This is a genomic window from Mesorhizobium sp. P2_C5_2 (genome assembly GCF_056404535.1).
In genome coordinates this window covers 187,908-208,332 of sequence record NZ_JBFUDV010000002.1, presented here as the reverse complement: position 1 = coordinate 208,332, position 20,425 = coordinate 187,908, and the positions used below count along the sequence as shown (strand labels likewise).

The 20,425-nt window shown below is 62.0% G+C and carries 14 protein-coding genes; 7 read left to right on the top strand and 7 right to left on the bottom strand.

The window, feature by feature from the left end; genetic code table 11:
* Positions 1 to 38: 38 nt before the first annotated feature.
* Positions 39 to 3,365 carry a S1 family peptidase gene (locus AC1D1B_RS07850; RefSeq protein ID WP_477330904.1) on the bottom strand — a complete coding sequence of 1,109 codons (3,327 nt, stop codon included), beginning with the start codon at positions 3,363 to 3,365 and terminating at the stop codon, positions 39 to 41.
* 7 nt (positions 3,366 to 3,372) lie between these two features.
* Positions 3,373 to 3,747, bottom strand: a complete 375-nt coding sequence (locus AC1D1B_RS07845; protein ID WP_477330902.1) for a CU044_2847 family protein — start codon at positions 3,745 to 3,747, stop codon at positions 3,373 to 3,375.
* Positions 3,748 to 3,933: 186 nt separating this feature from the next.
* Between AC1D1B_RS07845 and AC1D1B_RS07840 the strand changes: the two genes are divergently transcribed.
* A complete protein-coding gene (locus AC1D1B_RS07840) occupies positions 3,934 to 5,556 on the top strand; it encodes an ABC-F family ATP-binding cassette domain-containing protein (protein ID WP_477330900.1) in 1,623 nt (540 codons plus the stop codon).
* A 102-nt stretch (positions 5,557 to 5,658) separates the two neighbouring features.
* Here AC1D1B_RS07840 and AC1D1B_RS07835 read toward each other — a convergent pair whose 3' ends face one another.
* On the bottom strand, positions 5,659 to 7,179 hold the full coding sequence (locus tag AC1D1B_RS07835; protein ID WP_477330898.1) for a winged helix-turn-helix domain-containing protein: 1,521 nt from the start codon (positions 7,177 to 7,179) through the stop codon (positions 5,659 to 5,661).
* Between AC1D1B_RS07835 and AC1D1B_RS07830 the strand changes: the two genes are divergently transcribed.
* Entirely contained in the window at positions 7,146 to 7,514 is a 369-nt protein-coding gene (locus AC1D1B_RS07830; RefSeq protein WP_477330896.1) for a hypothetical protein, read from the top strand. The genes AC1D1B_RS07835 and AC1D1B_RS07830 overlap by 34 nt on opposite strands.
* A 120-nt stretch (positions 7,515 to 7,634) precedes the next feature.
* Here AC1D1B_RS07830 and AC1D1B_RS07825 read toward each other — a convergent pair whose 3' ends face one another.
* The 4 genes from AC1D1B_RS07825 to AC1D1B_RS07810 all read right to left on the bottom strand — a co-directional run bounded on the left by AC1D1B_RS07825 (position 7,635) and on the right by AC1D1B_RS07810 (position 13,421).
* Entirely contained in the window at positions 7,635 to 7,793 is a 159-nt protein-coding gene (locus AC1D1B_RS07825) for a hypothetical protein (protein ID WP_477330894.1), read from the bottom strand.
* A gap of 74 nt (positions 7,794 to 7,867) precedes the next feature.
* Positions 7,868 to 10,471, bottom strand: coding sequence for a bifunctional diguanylate cyclase/phosphodiesterase (locus AC1D1B_RS07820; protein ID WP_477332091.1), 2,604 nt, complete (start codon positions 10,469 to 10,471; stop codon positions 7,868 to 7,870).
* A gap of 278 nt (positions 10,472 to 10,749) precedes the next feature.
* Complete coding sequence (locus AC1D1B_RS07815; protein WP_477330892.1) at positions 10,750 to 11,643, bottom strand: hypothetical protein; 894 nt, start codon at positions 11,641 to 11,643, stop codon at positions 10,750 to 10,752.
* Positions 11,644 to 11,759: 116 nt separating this feature from the next.
* Positions 11,760 to 13,421 (bottom strand): acyl-CoA synthetase, encoded by a 1,662-nt coding sequence (locus tag AC1D1B_RS07810; RefSeq protein ID WP_477330890.1) that lies wholly within the window; start codon positions 13,419 to 13,421, stop codon positions 11,760 to 11,762.
* A gap of 201 nt (positions 13,422 to 13,622) precedes the next feature.
* Here AC1D1B_RS07810 and AC1D1B_RS07805 point away from each other — a divergent pair, with 201 nt between their 5' ends.
* The 5 genes from AC1D1B_RS07805 (at position 13,623) to AC1D1B_RS07785 (ending at position 20,421) form a co-directional block, all read left to right on the top strand.
* Positions 13,623 to 14,723 (top strand): KamA family radical SAM protein, encoded by a 1,101-nt coding sequence (locus AC1D1B_RS07805; protein ID WP_477330888.1) that lies wholly within the window; start codon positions 13,623 to 13,625, stop codon positions 14,721 to 14,723.
* Between the two features lie 142 nt (positions 14,724 to 14,865).
* Entirely contained in the window at positions 14,866 to 18,675 is a 3,810-nt protein-coding gene (gene metH / locus AC1D1B_RS07800) for a methionine synthase (protein WP_477330886.1), read from the top strand.
* Positions 18,676 to 18,755: 80 nt separating this feature from the next.
* Positions 18,756 to 18,941 (top strand): helix-turn-helix domain-containing protein, encoded by a 186-nt coding sequence (locus AC1D1B_RS07795; RefSeq protein ID WP_477330884.1) that lies wholly within the window; start codon positions 18,756 to 18,758, stop codon positions 18,939 to 18,941.
* A 155-nt stretch (positions 18,942 to 19,096) separates the two neighbouring features.
* Complete coding sequence (locus AC1D1B_RS07790) at positions 19,097 to 19,336, top strand: DUF680 domain-containing protein (RefSeq protein WP_477330882.1); 240 nt, start codon at positions 19,097 to 19,099, stop codon at positions 19,334 to 19,336.
* A 113-nt stretch (positions 19,337 to 19,449) separates the two neighbouring features.
* Positions 19,450 to 20,421 (top strand): MBL fold metallo-hydrolase, encoded by a 972-nt coding sequence (locus tag AC1D1B_RS07785; RefSeq protein ID WP_477330881.1) that lies wholly within the window; start codon positions 19,450 to 19,452, stop codon positions 20,419 to 20,421.
* Positions 20,422 to 20,425 lie beyond the last annotated feature (4 nt).

Here is a 20,425-nt window from a genome sequence, read left to right as displayed (position 1 = left end):
TCCATCGCTCCGATATGCTCGGCAGCTACGTCCTTGTGTCAGCGTCGTCGTAGGGCCATCACGTAGTCTAGAAATTGCGCCCGATGTTGGCTTGGCGAAGAGCTATCGTCGGCAAAAATTGACTGTAGATGGAGGAGGTCTTCGAGGTCTTCATCGCGGCGCCTCGCCTCTTTCAGCATGATGTTGAGGATTGTCTTCATCTTCGCGGGTGAATAGTCGCTCAATGCAAGCAAGAATAGGTCTCCCACGTTGACCATGCGGGCTAAAACCAGGGCAGATGACGGAAGCTCATCGGTTCCAGCCCGCATAGACACGGCTTGTTTCAGTGCCATTGGTGCAATCGAACTCGCCTGCCTCGCTTTTGAAAGACTCGTACCAAGCCACTCGCGAAACGCACGCTGGCCTGGCGATAGCACGCTCGTACGCGCAAATGCGGGAATAACGAGAAGCTCGACGTCGTTAGGATTGCCCACAGCGATGACCTGCTCGAGGTAGTCGCAAAAGCCGGAGATTTTTGCCTGCTCAAGAGTAGGTTCGTATGACATCCATTCAACGAGGATACGCTGCTCAGTGCTGAGCTTCTCGCGTGGTGCGAAGAACGTGGACACCAAAGGCACAATATCGTTGAGCGAGACCCACGAGTCGTCGGATTTCCAAGAGGTCGCAAGGTCGGAGACAAATGCGGACGCCCAGTCCCGCTGCTTGGCGATAGCCAAAGCGTCGGAAATGTTGGTCAAGCCGGCGCGGATGCCGGCGATGAGCGTTGCCCGGTGGAGCCATGTCGACCCGACGACCCGTTCGAACAAACGCTCCAGCACATCGCGGGAAAACAGGTTGGTCGGCACCGCGGCGAGGTATATTTCCTGCAGTTCGCGCTCATCCAGCCGGTCGAGCAGCCGCAAAAGGCCCTCCCGAATACGTGCACGGATCGTTTCGCCCGCTTCGGCCTTTTGCAGCAGCGTCATCCAGGCCTTGCGCAGAAAGACGGGCGAGATGCCGGACGACCCTTCGTAGGCTTCCTCCAACTGCTCGGCCACCAATACCGGTTCATCCTCGCAAAAGGCTTCCAGGAGAGAGTCACCGCCCTGCCGCTCGGTAAGGATGACCTCCTTGAAGATGCGGTCGACGCCGATGCGTTCGCGGTGAGCGAACACCATGCACAACGCGAAGCTGCCGACGGTTGCTTCGGAAGAGGCTTTGGGCTTGCCGTTATCAGAAAGCGGGGTCGTATCGGCAAGCAAACCTATCAAGAGTCCAACGCCGTCGATCGTGTCCTCTCGGACAAGATCGGCGACGAGGCGCGTCAGCCCGAGTTCGGTTCTGGCAATTCCCTCGGTATTCGAGCGATGCAATTTGCTGTAGACGTCCTTCTCGCGCCAGCCATAGCCATCCTCCTCGAGGATCGCAGCTCTCAAAAGAGTCCGAAGTACAGGCACGGGCAGTGCGCCTGGCAGATCAGTTTCCGCAACAATTGCGTCCTGAACCAAGTCGGCGTTGATAAGTGCTCGCACAGCCAATGCCTTGGCCGGCTCCATCTCCGGCCTTTTTTCCAATCTCAGTACGATGCGGAACGACCGAAGCGGATCGTAAGATCCCTCCTTGCCAGTCGCAATCTGCTCGGCAGCATTCACGGCGGCTGCCGCGTTCCTGTCGAGCAGAAGCTCGATTGCTAGGGTGACGACATTCGGGGGTGCTTCAAGCCATCGCGCCACGTCGCCTGTCGCCAGATTAAGCGCGTGCAGGAAATCGCTCACCTCGTCGAAGATGATGCGATAGCCCGCTTCGACTGTTTCGAGGATGTTTGCGTCGCACAGCGCTTTGACAACCGCTTTTTCCGGAAGCTCATCATGATTGAAGCCCAGAACGCCGGAAGGTTGGTTGGCGGCAGCGGCGGCGAGCTTGATGAGCTGTGCACGAACGCCGTCCGGATGATGGCCCTCAAGATCGCCCATTGCTCTATCGAGGAGCTCCTTGAGATAGCTCGAAAGAACGATGCTGCGGTGTTGCATGTTCGAATCGCGCGTCGCCAAGCGAAACATCAAAGGCTGCCGGCCTATCGAACGGGTCAGGTTGCGCGGCAAGCCATAGGCCACCGCGGCCTGCGTGGCCTCGTCTGTGGTGAACTCGCCTAGGCGGAACCAGCCAGGGCTATCTTGAGGGTTTGCCGGGCTTGCCTTGAACAGCTTCGCTATAACAATTCCCTTGTCCTCGATACGGTCAAAAAGCTCGCGCCGAGTCGTGAAAATCAGTCGCCATCCAGCCCGCTCGATCGAGCCTAGAAGGTCCGGCAGCCATTCGTCCGAAATGCGCCGTGGCTCCAGCGGCACTTCGTTGAGGCCGTCGAGCAGCAAAAGTGGTCTTGGCTCCCCATAGTTGGCCATCGCTTGCAAGCTGCACCCCGTAGGCAACCGGACGCTCCCCGCCAGCATGCCGTCCAGAACCTGCATCGGGAACTGGTCGGTGGGGAAATCAGCGCCGCGAACCAGCCAGGTCGGGCGTTGCGACGGTTGCTCGGCCAGTTTCGCCAAGAGTGTCGTTTTGCCTTGGCCAGCGGCTGAGATGATCGGGAAGGCCAGCGTTTCCGATCGAAGGAAATTGACGAGTGCCTGATCGAACCCTTCGCGCGCGACGACATGGCTCGATGCCACGAAGATGCCGCGGTCGCGAAGCCGTTGCAGCGTCGTTTCCGTGGCCGATCGCAGCAACAGGCTTGCCGCCACCCGATTGGGTGAATCCCCAAACCGACCTATCGTCGCTTCGTTGCGACGCAGCAGACTTCGCAACGCTTCCGATTCGGTTGCTTGCGCCAGTGGACTGACAAAGCCGCCAATATTACCTCTTTCAGTGGAACCGACAGCAAGCAGGCCGACGACCGCGCCGCGGACTGAGTCCCAGACCGGCGACCCGCTCATGCCACTGAGCACCTGGAAGCCCGTCACCAGGCCGCCTGTAATGGCGTAGGTTCGATCGCCGTGCCGGTAGCCGACCATCATGTCGCCGGTCACGGTCCCCGTCAGCGGCGCGCCTTCGTGGAACGCCTGGCCTTCGGCCAATTGGGCACGCGTCTGGAAAGGGCCGCCGGTGGCAGCCGACAGAACCGGAACAGCGGCGGGAAGATATATGCCTTCGCTGAGACGGACCAGCGCCAGGTCGCAGCCGGCAAGCACCTCATCGGCTTGTGTGAGCCATTCAATCTGCGCCCGCAGCCCGCCCCGGCCCACCGCAACGAGTTTGCTGGCCGTCGCCGCGACGTGATGGCAGGTGAGCATGGTGCCGTCGCCGTCAACGAGCACCGCAGTGCCAGCCAGCTTGCCGTCTGCGGTCTCCAGGCGGAACGTCGCCTCCTGAAGAACATCCGCGCTCATGATCGCTTCAGCTTGGCGTCAAGGACAGCTTCAGGCTGAGCGACGCTTCCCCTGATGATCCGACGATGATGAAATCGCCCTTGGCCGTCACCTTGAGGCCGAGCGTTATTTCGGCTGCGCCGACCTTGCGACCCTTGAAGACGTCGGCGAAGGCGTCGGCCAGGGCTCCAATCATGCCGATTGCCGCCTTGAACGGCCTCTGCGCCACATGCGCCACATCCACTGCGCCCGCGGCTTTGAGAGGGCTGCCCGTGTCCGAGACTTCCGCCTGAACGTCAAAGCCATCCAATTGAAAAACGACAGTATCCGCCATTGCAATTCCCCTTCGTGATTGCCCGTGCGGGATGGAGTATTGCCTATAATACTTGAGCAGGCGAGCCATTTCGCAAAATTCGCAATCAACGTTGCTTCCTTTGAGGATGCGTGCGTTTCGCGCGTTGGTGCCTATCGTAACGTCCTTTTGTTATCGTCGGTGCATCTGCGGCGTTTGCGCTCTTCCCACGCGACCCTCATTCGCGTATGGCCCCGGGCAAATCCCTCAATTTCGCATCAGCATCCCGGAAACCGCATGATCCGTCTTGAAAGCATCGGCAAGCAGAACGGCCGCCAAATCGTCTTCATCGAGGCCTCGGCGGCCTTGCAGAAGGGCGAGAAGGTCGGCCTTGTCGGGCCGAACGGCGCCGGCAAGACAACCTTGTTTCGCATGATCAATGGTGAGGAGCAGCCCGATGAGGGCCAGGTCCAGGTCGATCGTGGCGTCACCATCGGCTATTTCAGCCAGGATGTCGGCGACATGGCGGGCCACAGTGCTGTGGCTGAAGTGATGAACGGTGCCGGGCCGGTCAGCGACGTGGCGGCCGAAATGGCCGAACTCGAGGCGGCCATGGCCGATCCCGACCAGGCCGACCGGATGGACGAGATCATCGAACAATATGGCGAGGCGCAGCACCGTTTCGAGGAACTCGACGGCTATGCGCTCGACGGCCGCGCCCGCGAGGTGCTCGACGGCCTCGGCTTTTCGCAGGAGATGATGGACGGCGATGTCGGCAAGCTCTCGGGCGGCTGGAAGATGCGCGTGGCGCTCGCCCGCATCCTGTTGATGCGGCCCGACGTCATGCTGCTCGACGAGCCGTCCAACCATCTCGATCTCGAAAGCCTGATCTGGCTGGAGCAGTTTTTGAAGGGGTATGAGGGCGCGCTGCTGATGACCTCGCACGACCGCGAGTTTATGAACCGCATCGTCAACAAGGTGGTCGAGATCGACGCCGGGTCGCTCACCGCCTATTCCGGCAATTACGAATTCTATCAGCAGCAGCGAGCGATCGCCGACAAGCAGCAGCAGGCGCAGTTCGAGCGCCAGCAGGCGATGCTGGCCAAGGAGATCGCCTTCATCGAGCGCTTCAAGGCCCGCGCTTCCCATGCCGCACAGGTGCAGAGCCGGGTGAAGAAGCTGGACAAGATCGACCGCGTCGAGCCGCCCAAGCGCCGGCAGATCGTGAATTTCGAGTTCCAGCCGGCGCCGCGCTGCGGCGAGGATGTCGTCACGCTGAAGAACGTCCACAAGGGTTATGGCAGCCGCTCGATCTATGAGGGGCTCGACTTCCAGGTCCGCCGCCGCGAGCGTTGGTGCATCATGGGCGTCAACGGCGCCGGCAAGTCGACGCTGCTGAAGCTGGTCGCCGGCGCTTCCGACCCAGATGCCGGCACGGTCGCGCGGGGGCCGAGTGTGAAAATGGGCTATTTCGCCCAGCATGCCATGGAAGTGCTGGAAGGCGAGCGCACCGTGTTCCAGACGCTGGAGGACGCGTTTCCGCAGGCCGGCCAGGCGCCGCTTCGGGCACTCGCCGGCTGCTTCGGCTTTTCCGGCGACGAGATCGAGAAGAAATGCCGCGTGCTGTCGGGCGGCGAAAAGGCGCGGCTGGTGATGGCGCTGATGCTGTTCGATCCGCCCAATCTTTTGGTGCTGGACGAGCCGACCAACCATCTCGACATCGCCACCAAGGAGATGCTGATCACGGCGCTGTCCCAGTACGAAGGCACCATGCTGTTCGTCTCGCACGACCGCCATTTCCTGGCCGCACTCTCCAACCGCGTGCTGGAACTGACGCCCGAAGGCATCCACACCTATGGCGGCGGCTATACCGAATATGTCGAGCGCACGGGGCAGGAAGCGCCGGGGCTGCGCGGGTAACCCACGCGTTCCTCGTCACTTGATCGGATACCTTGGGTCAGCGCGCCTAAAGCAATTTCAGCTCTGGCGAGAAGCTGCATTCCGAGGCCAGGACTGCACCGCCTAGGGTTGCTCCTCACACGCGGCAAGTGCTTTGGCGACGCCGGCAACGAGATGCTCAACATCACTTGCATGTTCATACGCAATCCCGGTTTGCGCAAACTGCATCGGCGAAAAGTCAGGCGCTATCCGCTTGACCTCTGCCATAATGCGCTGAGCTTCCTTCAGTTCGCCGAGTTGCGCGTGGCACCCCGCCAGCCTTGTCAGTCGCCAGGGGGACTTCGAGGGGACCTTGGACATGCTGACAAGCGCGGCCTTGTAATCTCCAGCTGAGTATAGCGCGATGGAGCGATCATAGTGGTACCAATCAGGATGGATCGGGTTGATCCGTATCGCACTGTCAATTGCCGCGAGTGCTTCAAGAGGCCTGCCTCTCATCGAGAGCAGGAACCCCATTTGCACAATCGTATCGGCGTCATAGGGATTGAGGTCGCGCGCGCGCTGAAGGTGATGTTCAGCCGCTTCGAACTGACGGGCAGAGATCAAAGCCTGGGCGAGCACGCGATGGCAGCGCGGCTCTTCCGGCGCCAAGGTCACCGCACACTCCGCGCGATCGATCAGCGAACCAAGCAATGCAGGGGATGCCTCGGCATAGCCACCGATAATGAGATCGGCGAGCGCGATGTAGGAGTGCGCCAAGGCATAGGTCGGGTCCTTTTCGACCGCAGCCTGGAAAAGATCGCGCGCAGCCTCATTGTCATCATCGCTATAACCGCGCAGCCGGGCCAGTCCACGTAGGAGAAGCTCGTATGCGGCCAGGCTGCCCGGAGGCTTCGGGGTTGCCTGCTTGACGCCTGCGTCGTCAAGCCGAGTGACCAGCCGGTTCACCACACGGCTGGCGATTTCTTCCTGCATGTCGAAAATCTCGCCGCCGGACGCGGAAAAGGTATCGCTCCAGAGGACGCCGCCCGTCGAGGCAGTAATGAGACTGACGGTGACCCGCATGCCGTCTGCGCGAGTCGTTGCCCTGCCGCGGATCAGATAGGTTGCGCCAAGGCTGTCGCCAACGGCACGCCAATCGGAAGCGGAATCCGAGACAAATGCAAATCCGGAATTGCGTGCCAGCGCGACGACCCTTCCGAAGCGAGCCAACGCATTGACAATGTCCTCGGCGAAACCGTCGATCAAAGGGGTGTCTTCCGGCGCACCTTCATTGCTGAAACGCAGTACCGCAACGCTCGGTTGTCCGGGGCGCTCTTGCTTTGGCGCATCGAGAAGAGAGAGGACGTAGCCGCGTTTGGCGATCGTACGGATGATGGTTTGGCTTTCGTCCTGCAGCGCCTTTCGCAACTCCCTGACTGCTTGCGTCAGCGAGTCCTCGGTCACGAAGACATCAGGCCACACCGCTGACATCAGTTCCGACTTGGTCGCGACGCGTCCAACATTCCTGCTGAGATAGGTCAACAGATCAAACGCCTTGGAGCGGAGAGCAACAGCTTTCCCGTCGCGGAGAAGCTGCCCGCGCGCAAGATCAAGCTCGCAACTGCCAAGTGCCAGTACGTGCCCTGCGTTTTCCTGCGACATTGAATGCCGATCTGACCAACTTGACCAAACGCTGCCCTATTGGGGTCTTGATCGGCTTAGACGTCAAGGGATCAGGAGAATTTGACCCGCCTTCACCTTGGTTGAAAGTCATGCGCCTCTCCATGGTCATGATCTCCAGCATCTCGAAAATTGTTCCCGGCATGGGCGCACAAGGCGACGCAGCCATGACGGTGGATGCATATTCCAGGAGTTCCTGCCGGGCGGCTTGGCGCGTGTTCTCATTCGGTGACATATTCGACCTCATCCGGTTCGTCCTTGAGAACAGTGAAGCCAAAGGACTGGCGCGTACCGGAAGATTTCTGAAATTCTGCTGAATCTTTCTGTCGATCCATATGTCGAGCGGATCGGCAGGAATCGCCGTGTTTGCGGAGTTGAGGATGCGGTCGCGATAGATGCGCCGCCACCCCTGGTGCTGACCGCCCCGGCCGCGTCGATCAGTCGAGCCCGGCGACGCGCAGCCCCTCGATATAGCGTGCCCGATCCTTTTCGTGGACGATGGGGTGGTATTTCTCGACCCAGTCCACGGACACGGTTGGATGCAGGCGCCGCGCCTGCGACAGAGCATGGGCGGCGGTGGCAAGATCGCCCGCCATGCCGGCCGGGGCTGCGCAGCTGGAGCAATTCCAGGAAACGGTTCTGCGCCCGCAATTGCGTCAAGCAGGGTTTGTCAGCTCGCCGCCAGCCATTTGCGTGACTGGGCGAATGTCTTGAAGGCTTTTGCGTCCATCGGGTAGCCGAACAGGAAGCCTTGCAGGATATCGCAGCCAAGCTCTTTCAGGATCTGCGCGTGCTCCATCGTCTCAACGCCCTCGGCGATCACTTCGATACCGAGCGACTTGCCGATGTCGATGATGGACGACACCAGCTGCCGCTGCGCGGTTGAGCTGGTGATGGGTGTGACCAGTTGGCGATCGATCTTGAGGCGACGCGGCCGCAACTTCAAGAGCGAGACGATCGAGGCATGCCCGGTACCGAAATCGTCGATCTCGATGTCGATGCCGAGCCCCTTGATGTGTTCGATGTTCCAGCTGACCAGTTCGTCGTTTTCGTCGAGGAAAATCGACTCCACCAGTTCGAACGACACGGTTCCTTGCCTGATGGGAAGCTTTCGCAAACCCTTGATCAGGTCCCTGTCTTCCAGGCGCCTGGCGGAAACGTTGACCGACACGCGCGGGATGTTGAGGTGGCTGTGCGACCAATGCTCGAAACTATCAAGCGCCTGCTCCAGGACAGTGCGGTCGATAAGCGCCACGACATTGAGTTCTTCAGCCACCTTGATGTAGGCGTCGGGGGTCAGCATGCCGCGTTGTGGATGATCCCAACGCGACAGCGCCTCGACGCCGACGATCTCCAGCGTCTTGGCGTCGAACTGCGGCTGGTAGTAAACGACGAACTCGTTGCGCTCGAGACCGCCCAGAATTTCGTCGGCGGTTTGCTTGCTCCGCACGATCTCGCTCTGCAGCTCTTCGTTGAAAAACTCGTAACGGTTGCGGCCACGGCCTTTCGCCCGATACAGCGCGAGATCGGCATTGACGAGCAGCTGCTTGGCATCGACGCCGCTGTTGGCCGCAATGCCGATGCTTACGCCGAACCGGCACTGGTGACCCAGATAGTCGATCGGCTGGCGCATCGCATCGATGATGTGGTCGGCAAGCGCGGCAAGCTCCTTGTCGTCGCGTCCATGGCTTAACACGAAAAACTCGTCGCCGCCGATGCGCGCAACGAAATCGGCCGGACCGACGCTGGCCTTGATGACTTTCGAAGCATGCACCAGCAATGCATCGCCCGCCGCATGGCCGAGCGTGTCGTTGATCTCCTTGAAGCGATCAAGGTCGAGATGCAGCAATGCTGCGCGGCCCTCGGCTTCGCGGTTTTCGGCAAGCATCTCGTCCAGATACCGACGGTTGGGCAGACCGGTCAGCGAATCGTGCAGCGCGACATGCTCGATGCGGGCCTTGGCCATGTTCAGTTCGGCATTTTTCGATTCGGAAAGGCGACGTTCGCGCACGAGATTCTCATTGAGCAGCACGTCCCAGGTCACGTCCCATTCAGCGCCGATCATTTTTGATCCGCCGTTGATGTCCTGGAAGAAACTGGCGCGTGTGCGGACATGGCGAATGGTGCCGTCCGGTCGCAGGAGCCGATATTGCGAAGAGTAGGGGCCTTGTGTCGCAGCAGCCGAATCGAAGTCCGCTTTCGCCCGCTCGAAGTCTTCAGGGTGGATCGACAGCGCCCAGTCGTTATAGCCGCGGGTCTTTCCGTCGGCGGGTTTGCCATAGATTTCGTTGATGCGGTCGTCCCATACGAGCTCGTTGCTGACGATGTCGTGCTCCCACACGCCTATCCCTGAGGCTTCCAATGCCAGCTCCAGCCGCCGGGACAGGCGCCTCAACTCGGCGTCATTTTTCTGTCGCTCACCGAAAAGACGTCCTGCCACGAGGATCGGCAGCACCACCAGCGCGCCGGCGAGCGCCATGAGCGTCCGCAGCAGCGACTCATTTTTCGGAGCGGTCGGCCAGCCGCCCTTCGGTATGGCCGAAATTTGCCAGGAGCCAGAAGGCAGTTGCACCTCTGCCGTCACCGGATTGCTGGCCACGACATTGTCGCCGCCGAAGAACAGTTCGCCACCGCCCCCAAGTGCATCCTTGCCGATGAGTGCGACATCGATATCGAGCTCAGGGTCGGTCAGTCCGCTCGCGCTGTAGAGCCGATCGATATCGATCACGGCCGAGACAATCCCCCAAAACCGGTCGCCGCCACCCGCCGTCGGCACGAAGACCGGGATACGGCCGATGAAACCTCGCCCGCCTTGCGCCAATTTGACCGGCCCGGCGAGCACCAGCGCGCGCTGGTCACGGGCTCGAAGCGCAGCCATGCGTTGCGCCTCGGTCTTGCGGTAGTCCAGCCCGATGGCTTTTTCGTTGCCTTCCAGCGGGTATATCAGCGTGATGACGAGGTCGGGCGCGCCGGCAATATCGCGCAGTTGCGATTTTTGCTCGAACAAATTGCGGGCGAGCGCCGCAAATCTCTGCTGGCCCATATAGGGCTCGGTAACGACCGCTGAAACGAGACCCTGAACCAGCTGGAGATTGCCGGTTATGTTGCCTTCGAGCTTGGCGCGTATGATGTTGACCTTGGCCAGGACGTCAGCGCGCGCCAGCTGATCGGAGACCTCCCTGTTCCTCTGGTCGGCAACTAGGGCACAGACGAGAAGCACAACAAAGGCAATCGCCGCCGGCAAGTTGGCGGAAGAAAAAATGGCCCGTTTCAACCGGCCGGGATTGGATGTCTCTCCTGCCAATTCGATCCGAATACCTTTCCAGGGCAGTAGTCCGTCGATCCACCATAGTAGCTAAAGTTTAAATTTGAACTTCAAGACGGCCACCGAGAATAAACGTTGAGATCTTGGTTGTCAGCATAGGGGGCGAAAGCTGAATGCCATGCGACGAAAACAAGGGTCTAGAGCGGTTCCCTGTGCAACTCGGAACCTTCGCATCCGAAATCGCAAAAAGCCGCCTGATCTTGCCGCGCAAGCCCCGTCCGGGAGCCTTACTTTCCAGCCATCTGATCGGCCAGCGCCTGCGCCTGGGCGAGCAGCGCGGGGAACGCCGGGTCTCCAGGCAGATGCTGGCCCATGCAGGCGCGATAGTCGCTATCGCCTTTGTCCCAGGCGGCGTTGGAGGACTCGAACGCTTTTTCGTCCTTGAGGTCCGAAGCCTGGTAGGCCTCCTGGAATTTCTGCGCGGCGGCATCCGCAGCAGCCCAGACGGCGTCGCAGGCGGGGATCTTGGGAACGGCAGGGGCCGCCGGCGCCGCCGTGATCATGACGCTGTTGCCTTTGACGAGCGCAACGATGACTTCCTGCTCGTAGATCGGCCCGACGTCCTGCGTCCAGCCGCCGAGCCGTGCGAAGGCAATGTCGGCGCCTTCAGGCTTCTTCAGCGGGAAGTCGAGCGTCCCCTCAAAGGCGGCGTCGCTGTTTATCGCCTGCGTATAGAAAGCATCGAGCTTCAGCGTCTCATCGATGCTGGCGGGCAGTTTGAAACTCTCGTCGGTCTCGTCGGTTTTGGCCTGGAGCCAGCGCTCCAGCAGCCCTCGCGTCGTTGCCATCAGGCTGGGGCCGTCGTCGCCTTTGGTGTATCGCAAGCCGTCGAGCATGCCGTAGCCGATGTCGGAGTCGCTGAGGCTTTCGATATTGATCGTGCCGGTTGCCGGAAAATCCTTGACCGCCAGCGGGCCGATGATGCCGGCAAGACGTTGTTGCAGGTCGGCCAGCGCCTTCTCGTTCTGGGCGTCGATCGTTTCGGTTGCCGTGTTCGCGTCGTTCAGCGCCGCGATGGCCGCAATCGCCTTGTCACGCGCGGCGATATAGTCATCCTCCGGCGAGGCCGCGAAAGCCACGCTGCTCGCCAGCGCGAACAGAAATGTCCAGACCAGCCGCATGACCCAGTTCCCCCCTCTTTGACGATCGACAGGCTGGAGAACCTCCGGGGACTTCGCGGCTATTGCGTGGCGGAAAGCCACCGAGAAGCGGTTTTCGACGCTTGAAGATCGGGGCTTCAGCCTGCCTTGCGCTTCTCCACCTCCGCCTTCCGCAGCAGGAAGCGCTGGATCTTGCCGCTCGGCGTCTTCGGTAGTTCGGTGACGAACTCGACCTCGCGCGGGTAGGCGTGCGCCGAGAGCCGCTTCTTGACGTGCTGGGCAAGTTCTTCGGCGAGCTCCGGGTCGCCCTTGTAGGCCGGCGCCAGCACCACGAAGGCCTTGACGATCTCGGTGCGCTGCGGATCGGGCACGCCGACCACCGCCGCCTCGTTGACCGCCGGATGCTCGATCAGCGCGCTTTCAACGTCGAACGGGCCGATGCGGTAGCCGGCCGAGGTGATGACGTCGTCGGCGCGGCCGATGAAGGACACCGAGCCGTCCGGTTCGTACTCCACCGTGTCGCCGGTGCGGTAATAGCCGCCCGTGATGGCCGGCGTCTGCGCCTGGTGATAGCCATCGAACCAGCGCAGCGGCGACTTCGCGATGTCGACTGCAAGGATGCCGGGCTGGTTGGGGCCGAGCTCGTTGCCGGCCTCGTCGAGCACCGCCATGCGGTAGCCGGGCATGGCGAAGCCGGCCGAGCCCGCGCGCACGACATGCGCCAGGCCGTGATGGTTGTTGACCATCATGCCGTTCTCGGTCTGGCCGTAATGGTCGTTGATCGGGGCGGCGAGATTTGCGTCGAACCAGCGGATCACTTCCGGATTGAGCGGCTCGCCGGCGCTGCTCACCACGCGCAGTCTGCCCTTTACACGAGCGGCCGCATCAGGCCCTTCCGCCATAAGCAGGCGATAGGCGGTGGGCGAGCCGGCGAGGCTGGTGACGCCGAGCCGCTCTATGATGTCGTAGGTGCTTTTGGCGTTGAAGGCGCCTTCATAGAAGGTGGTGGCGATGCCGAGCTGCAACGGACCGGTGATGGCGTAATAGAGGCCGTAAGCCCAGCCGGGATCGGCGATGTTCCAGAAGATGTCGTCGGCTCGCAATCCGATCGCCTCGCGCATATAGGCGCCGAAGGCGAGCAGGGCGCGGAGCGGCACCGGTACGCCCTTGGGCAGGCCTGTCGTGCCTGACGTCGACATCATCATGAACAGGTCGTCGCCCTTGCGCATCACCGGTTCGCAGCCGGGCGAGGCTGCGGCAAGCGCGGCGCGGAAATCGATGTCGCCTTCCGGCAGCGCCTCGCCGGCGCCAAGAATGGTTGCAATCGGCGCGCGCGTCTCGACCTCGTTGAGCTTGCCGCGATTGGCCGGGTTGGTAACCACGATCTTGGCGCCGCTATAGCCGAGACGGTGCTCGATGGCCTTCGGGCCGAAGGCGGTGAACAGCGGCTGGTAGACCGCGCCGATGCGCCATGTGCCGAGGATCAGCGCCACCAGTTCGGGGATGCGCGGCAGCATCCCGGCGACGACATCGCCGGCACCGACGCCTGCGGCCTTGAGCACATTGGCGGCGCGCCCTGACATGTCGGCGAGATCGTCGAAACTGAATTGGCGAAGGTCGCCGCCGGCCGAGATGGCGCGCAGCGCCAGCCGGTTTTGTCCGGTGTAGCGGCCGCAGCATTCGACATAGGCATTGATGCCGGTCCCGGGGTCGCCGTGCAGCCTGGCGATCTCATCTTCGATGCGGAATTGCGCGAAGGCGTCGTCGTAACGCGGCAGATCGGCCGGCGTCTCGGTCATGGCAGTCCTCCCTTGCCGCCGCTCCATCTCCCCATGGTGCAGCCGGCGGCAGAATGCCTCAAATCGATGCTCTGGTCGATTGCGGCGAAAGTCGATGGGGCGGGAACGCGACGCAGAACAAGTCTGCGACAACCACCGCCCATTGACCTCGCCGGCCATACGCTTGATAGCTCCGCCCAAATTGCTGCCCCGAGACCTCCGATGACCACAGACACCAATCTCAAAGCCGCCAATGCCGACACCGCCTGGCAAGACGACGTCCGCGCCGGCGTCCGCCACGTCCGCGATCTCGCCTCGCTGCCGCTGTCACCCGCCGAGCGAGCGGCCGCGCAGGAAGCAGCCGCGCGGCACAAGGTCCGTGCCCCCAAAGCCTATCTCGACCTGATCGACTGGAACGATCCCGCCGATCCGATCCGCGCTCAAATCGTTCCGTCGCCGGATGAGCTGGTGGAAACGGAAGGCGAGCTTGACGATCCGATCGCCGACCATCATTTCAGCCCCGTGCAGCGACTGACGCACCGCCATGCCGACCGCGTGCTGTTATTCCCGACCTACCAATGCGCGGTCTATTGCCGCTTCTGCTTCCGCAAGGAGTCCCTGACGTCGATCGGCCGCGGCTACACGCGAGAGGCTCTGGAAGAGGCTTTTGCCTACATCGAAGCTCACACCGAAATCCGCGAAGTGATCCTGACCGGCGGCGATCCGCTGTCGCTGCCGGACAAGGCGCTGGCCGAAATCCGCACCCGTATCGAGACGATCGCGCATGTCAGACTGTTGCGCATCCACACGCGCGTGCCTGTCGTACTGCCCTCCCGCATCACGATGGGGCTGGTTAGCGCCTTGCAGGGCCGGCTGATGGTCACAATCGTCACCCATTTCAACCACGCGCGGGAGATCACGTCGGACACCGAACAGGCCTGCCGCACCTTGCGTCAGGCCGGCTTCGTGCTGCTCAACCAGAGCGTCCTGCTCAAGGGCGTCAATGACACGGTCGAGGTGCTGGAGGAACTCTGCCGCGAGCTGATGTACCGGCTCGGCGTCAAACCCTATTACCTGCACCATGGCGACCTCGCGCGCGGCATGGCGCATCGGCGCACCACCATTGCCCAGGGACAGGCACTGGCCGGCGCGCTGCGCGCCCGCCTGTCGGGTATCTGCAATCCGGTCTATGTGCTGGACCTGCCGGAAGGCGGCGGCAAGGTGCCGCTTGGGCCGTGTCATATCGAGGGGCGGGAAGGGGGCAACTGGCGCATTCGCGGGCTGGACGACGAGGTGAGGGCCTATCGCGACGTGGTGGAGTAGGCACGGCGCAGCGCCGGTTTCGCCAATGACCGCTGGCAGCCTACTGTGGGTCATGATGATTGGCGGTCGTGACATGCTTGGAGCATCCGTATATTGACATAAAGATATCCTTATGTGAGGGTTGTCGCCCTAAGGATAAAAAATGTCGCAGAATTCTGCATCGCTGGACGCGTTGTTCGGCCCCGTCGCGGCAAAGCCCGACGGTTCCGAAGTGCTTGCGGCGCTCACCGCGGCGGCGCGCGAGCGCATTCTGATCCTCGACGGCGCCATGGGCACGCAGATCCAGGGCCTGGGTTTCGACGAAGAGCATTTTCGTGGCGAGGCCTTCGCCGGCTGCGCCTGCCACCAGCAAGGCAACAACGACCTCCTGATCCTGACCCAGCCAAAGGCGATCGAGGAAATCCACTATCAATACGCCATAGCCGGCGCCGACATCCTCGAAACCAACACCTTCTCCTCGACCTCCATCGCCCAGGCCGATTACGGCATGGAGGATGCGGTCTATGCGCTGAATCGGGACGGCGCGCGGCTGGTGCGGCGCGCCGCCATTCGCGCCGAACAGGAAGACGGCAAGCGCCGTTTCGTCGCCGGAGCGCTCGGACCGACCAATCGCACCGCCTCGATGTCGCCCGACGTCAACAATCCCGGCTATCGCGCCGTCACCTTCGACGATCTGCGCCTGGCCTACGGCGAGCAGCTGCGCGGCCTGATCGATGGCGGCGCCGACATCATTCTGATCGAAACCATCTTCGACACGCTCAACGCCAAGGCGGCGATCTTCGCCTGCAACGAGATTTTTCTCGAGAAGGGCGTGCATCTGCCGGTGATGATTTCCGGCACCATCACCGATCTCTCCGGCCGCACTTTGTCGGGTCAGACGCCGACCGCCTTCTGGCATTCGGTGCGTCATGCCAGCCCCTTCACCATCGGCCTCAACTGCGCGCTCGGCGCCAACGCCATGCGCGCCCACCTGGCCGAGATATCGGGCGCCGCCGATACCTTCGTCTGCGCCTATCCGAATGCCGGCCTGCCCAATGAATTCGGCCGCTATGACGAGAGCCCCGAATTCATGGCCGCGCAGATCGAGGATTTTGCGCGGGAAGGGCTGGTCAATGTTGTCGGCGGCTGCTGCGGCTCGACGCCGGATCATATCCGGGCCATCGCCGAAGCGGTGAAAAAATATCCGCCGCGCGCCATCCCCGAGATCGAGCGCAAGATGCGCCTGTCCGGGCTGGAGCCGTTCACGCTGACCGACGAGATTCCCTTCGTCAATGTCGGCGAACGCACCAACGTCACCGGCTCCGCCAAGTTCCGAAAACTGATCACGGCGGGCGACTATGTTCCCGCGCTCGACGTGGCGCGCGATCAGGTCGCCAATGGCGCGCAGATCATCGACATCAACATGGATGAAGGCCTGATCGATTCGAAAAAGGCGATGGTCGAGTATCTCAACCTGATCGCCGCCGAGCCGGACATTGCCCGTGTCCCGGTGATGGTCGACTCCTCGAAATGGGAGATCATTGAGGCCGGGCTGAAATGCGTGCAAGGCAAGCCGCTGGTCAACTCCATCTCGATGAAGGAAGGCGAGGAAGCGTTCCTGCATCATGCCAGGCTGGTGCGCGCCTATGGCGCGGCTGTCGTCGTCATGGCCTTCGACGAAGCCGGCCAAGCCGACACGAAGGCGCGCAAGGTGGAGATCTGCACCCGCGCCTACAAACTGCTTACCGAACAGGCCGGCTTCCCGCCCGAAGATATCGTCTTCGACCCCAATGTCTTCGCGGTCGCCACCGGCATCGAGGAGCACGACAATTACGGCGTCGACTTCATCGAAGCCGCCGGCGAGATCACCGGCACCTTGCCGCATGTCCATATCTCGGGCGGCGTGTCGAACCTGTCCTTCTCGTTCAGGGGCAACGAGCCGGTGCGCGAGGCCATGCACGCGGTGTTCCTCTACCACGCCATCCAGCGCGGCATGGACATGGGCATCGTCAATGCCGGCCAGCTCGCCGTCTACGACACGATCGAGCCGGAGCTGCGCGAGGCCTGCGAGGATGTCGTGCTCAACCGCCCGCCCAGGGCCGGCGGCACGGCCACCGAGCGCATGCTGGAGATCGCCGAGCGCTTCAAGGGCACGGCCGGCAAGGAAGGCAAGGAGCGCGATCTCGCCTGGCGCGAGCTGCCGGTTGAGCAGCGGATTTCGCATGCGCTGGTCAACGGCATCACCGAATTCATCGACGCCGATACTGAGGAAGCGCGGCTGGCTGCGGAGCGTCCGCTGCATGTCATCGAAGGCCCATTGATGGCCGGCATGAATGTCGTCGGCGACCTGTTCGGCGCGGGAAAAATGTTCCTGCCGCAAGTGGTGAAATCGGCGCGGGTGATGAAGCAGGCCGTCGCAGGATTGTTGCCACACATGGAGGCCGAAAAACTGGCCAACGCCGCCAATGGCATTGACAACGGCGAGCGCCAGACCGCCGGAAAGATCCTGATGGCGACGGTGAAGGGCGATGTCCACGATATCGGCAAGAACATCGTCGGCGTCGTGCTGGCCTGCAACAATTACGAGATCATCGATCTCGGCGTCATGGTGCCGGCGGCAAAGATCCTGCAGACGGCGCGCGAGCAAAAGGTCGACATCATCGGCCTGTCCGGCCTGATCACGCCGTCGCTCGACGAGATGGTGCACATGGCCGCCGAGATGGAGCGCGAGGGTTTCGACATTCCGCTGCTGATTGGCGGCGCCACCACCAGCCGCGTGCACACGGCGGTGAAAATCCACCCGCGCTACGCCAAGGGGCAGACAATCTATGTCACCGACGCCAGCCGCGCCGTCGGTGTGGTCTCGGCGCTGCTGTCCAACGACGGCAAGGCCGATTATGTCGACACGGTGCGGGCCGAGTACAAGAAGGTCGCCGACGCGCATGCCCGCTCGGAAGCCGACAAGCAGCGGCTGCCGCTGGCCAGAGCGAGGGCCAATGCGCACAAGATCGACTGGTCGACGTACCAGCCACCGAAGCCGTCCTTCACCGGCGTGAAAGTGTTCGAGAACTGGGACCTGACGGAGCTAGCGCGCTACATCGACTGGACGCCGTTCTTCCAGACCTGGGAGCTGAAGGGGCGTTATCCCAAGATCCTCGAGGACGAGGCGCAAGGACCGGCCGCGCGCCAGCTGTTCGAGGATGCGCAGGCGATGCTGAAAAAAATCATCGACGAGAAATGGTTCGCGCCGCGCGGCGTTATCGGCTTCTGGCCGGCCAATGCCGTCGGTGACGACATCAGGCTGTTCACGGATGAGGGGCGTTCACAGGAGCTGGCGACCTTCTTCACGCTGCGCCAGCAACTGACCAAGCGCGACGGCAAGGCCAATGTCGCGCTGTCGGATTTCGTGGCACCGGCCGACATCGGCAAGCCCGATTACATCGGCGGCTTCATCGTCACCGCAGGGATCGAGGAAGTGGCGATCGCCGAGCGCTTCGAGCGCGCCAATGACGACTATTCCTCGATCATGGTCAAGGCGCTGGCCGATCGTTTCGCCGAAGCTTTTGCCGAGCGCATGCACGAGAAGGTGCGCACGGACTTCTGGGGCTATGCCGCCGATGAGAAGCTGGCGCCGGATGAGTTGATCGGCGAACCCTATCGCGGCATCCGCCCCGCACCCGGCTATCCCGCGCAGCCCGACCATACCGAAAAGGCGACTTTGTTCCGGTTGCTTGATGGCGAGGGTAATGCCGGCGTCAGCCTGACGGAGAGCTACGCGATGTGGCCGGGCTCGTCGGTCTCCGGCATCTATCTCGCACATCCCGAAAGCTATTATTTCGGTGTTGCCAAGGTCGAACGCGACCAGGTCGAGGACTATGCGCGCCGCAAGGACATGCCGCTGGCCGACGTCGAGCGCTGGCTCGGCCCGATCCTCAACTATGTCCCTCAGCACTATGCCGAGGCGGCGGAATAGCGCTTACGCTCCGGCGGCTTGACGAAACCAACTGCCGGGACGCACAAGGATGACCACCGGATCGATCCGGAGAAGGTGTGATGGAAAACATTCGACCCATTAAAACCGAGGCCGAGTACGAGTGGGCGATTGCCGAGATCACCAAGTATTTTGAGAACGAGCTCGAGGTGGGCTCTGCCGACGGTGACCGCTTCGACGTTCTCGCAACCCTGATCGAGGCCTATGAGGACAAGCACTATCCAATTGAAGCGCGTAAGCGCGTCTGATCTGGCCCGACGTCTGCTCGACCGCTCCCCCTGATTTCTGCCCTTCCAAAAAAATCTCACCACACCTGGGAATAAAGCGCGGCCCGTCCGGGTCTTGTTATCAGCGGGGCCATTCCGGCCCGCGACCCAAAGAAACGAAACAAGGATCTTCGGACATGACCAAGCTCGCTTTCAGCGTGGCAGCGATGCTGCTTGCCTCGAGCGCTGCCTTTGCCGGCAGCGACCATTTCGGCAACAACACCAACCAGCCTGCCGTCGACACCAATGCGACGGCCTCAATTCCCTACACAGCGCAGCAGGACGGCGTCGACACCAAGGTGACGACCGGGCCGAAGCAGGGCTCGGTGCAGGACATCATTGACCAGCATAACCGCGACGGCATCTGGGGCCGCTGAGTTCACGGGCGCCGGCGCCGGATCCGGCGGCGCCCGCCTCATCAGGACGGAGAGCCAGCGCTCATCGTCATCTCTTCCGCGACTTCAGACACCACTCACAAGAGGAAATCACCATGTTCAGCATGACACGTCGCACACTGCTTGGAACCACGCTCGCCGCGACCGCCTTCGGCCTCGCAGGTAAGCTTGAATTCAGTCGCCCGGCCTTCGCCGAAACGCCGGTCGAGCCATCGGTCGGCTTCTACAAATACAAGGTCGGCGATATCGAGGTCACCGCCATCTATGACGGCATTTGGCGCAAGCCCCACGATCCGGCCTTCATCAAGGATGTCTCGGTCGACGACACCAAGGCGGCGCTCGCCAAGGCTGGGCTGACCACCGAATTCATGCCCATCCCGCTCACCGTCGTCGTGCTCAAGATGAACGGCAAGCTCATCATGATGGATGCCGGCTCGGGCGTCGGCCAGTGGCAGACCAACGCCACACATCTACCGGCCAACATGGCAGCCGCGGGCATCGACTACAAGGCGATCGACACCATCATGATCTCGCATTTCCACCCCGACCATGTCTGGGGCCTGATGGAGAAGGGCACCAACGCGCCGGTGTTCCCCAATGCCGAGCTGATCGTCAACGCCACCGAATACAACTGGTGGACCGACCCGAGCCGGCTGGCCAAGCTGCCCGAGGGCCGCAAGCCGGCGGGCAAGCGCATCGCCGAGAATTTCCCGAAATGGAAGAACTGGAAGCTGGTCAATGACGGCGCCGAGGTCGTGCCCGGCATCCAGATCATTGCCGCGCCCGGCCACACGCCGGGACATTCGGTCTACCTCGCCAACTCCGGCAAGGAACAGCTGATGATCTCGGCCGACACCATGTATGTGCCGGCCCTTCTGGCGCCGCATCCGGAGTGGCAGGGCAGCTACGATCAGGACGGGCCGACGGCGATCGCCACGCGCCACAAGATCATCGACCGGGTGATCGCCGACAACATCCGCATTTCCGGTTCGCACTTCCCGTTCCCAGGCACCGGCGTCTTCGTCAAGGACGGCAATGCCTACGGTTTCACGCCTGTTCAGATTTGAGCGC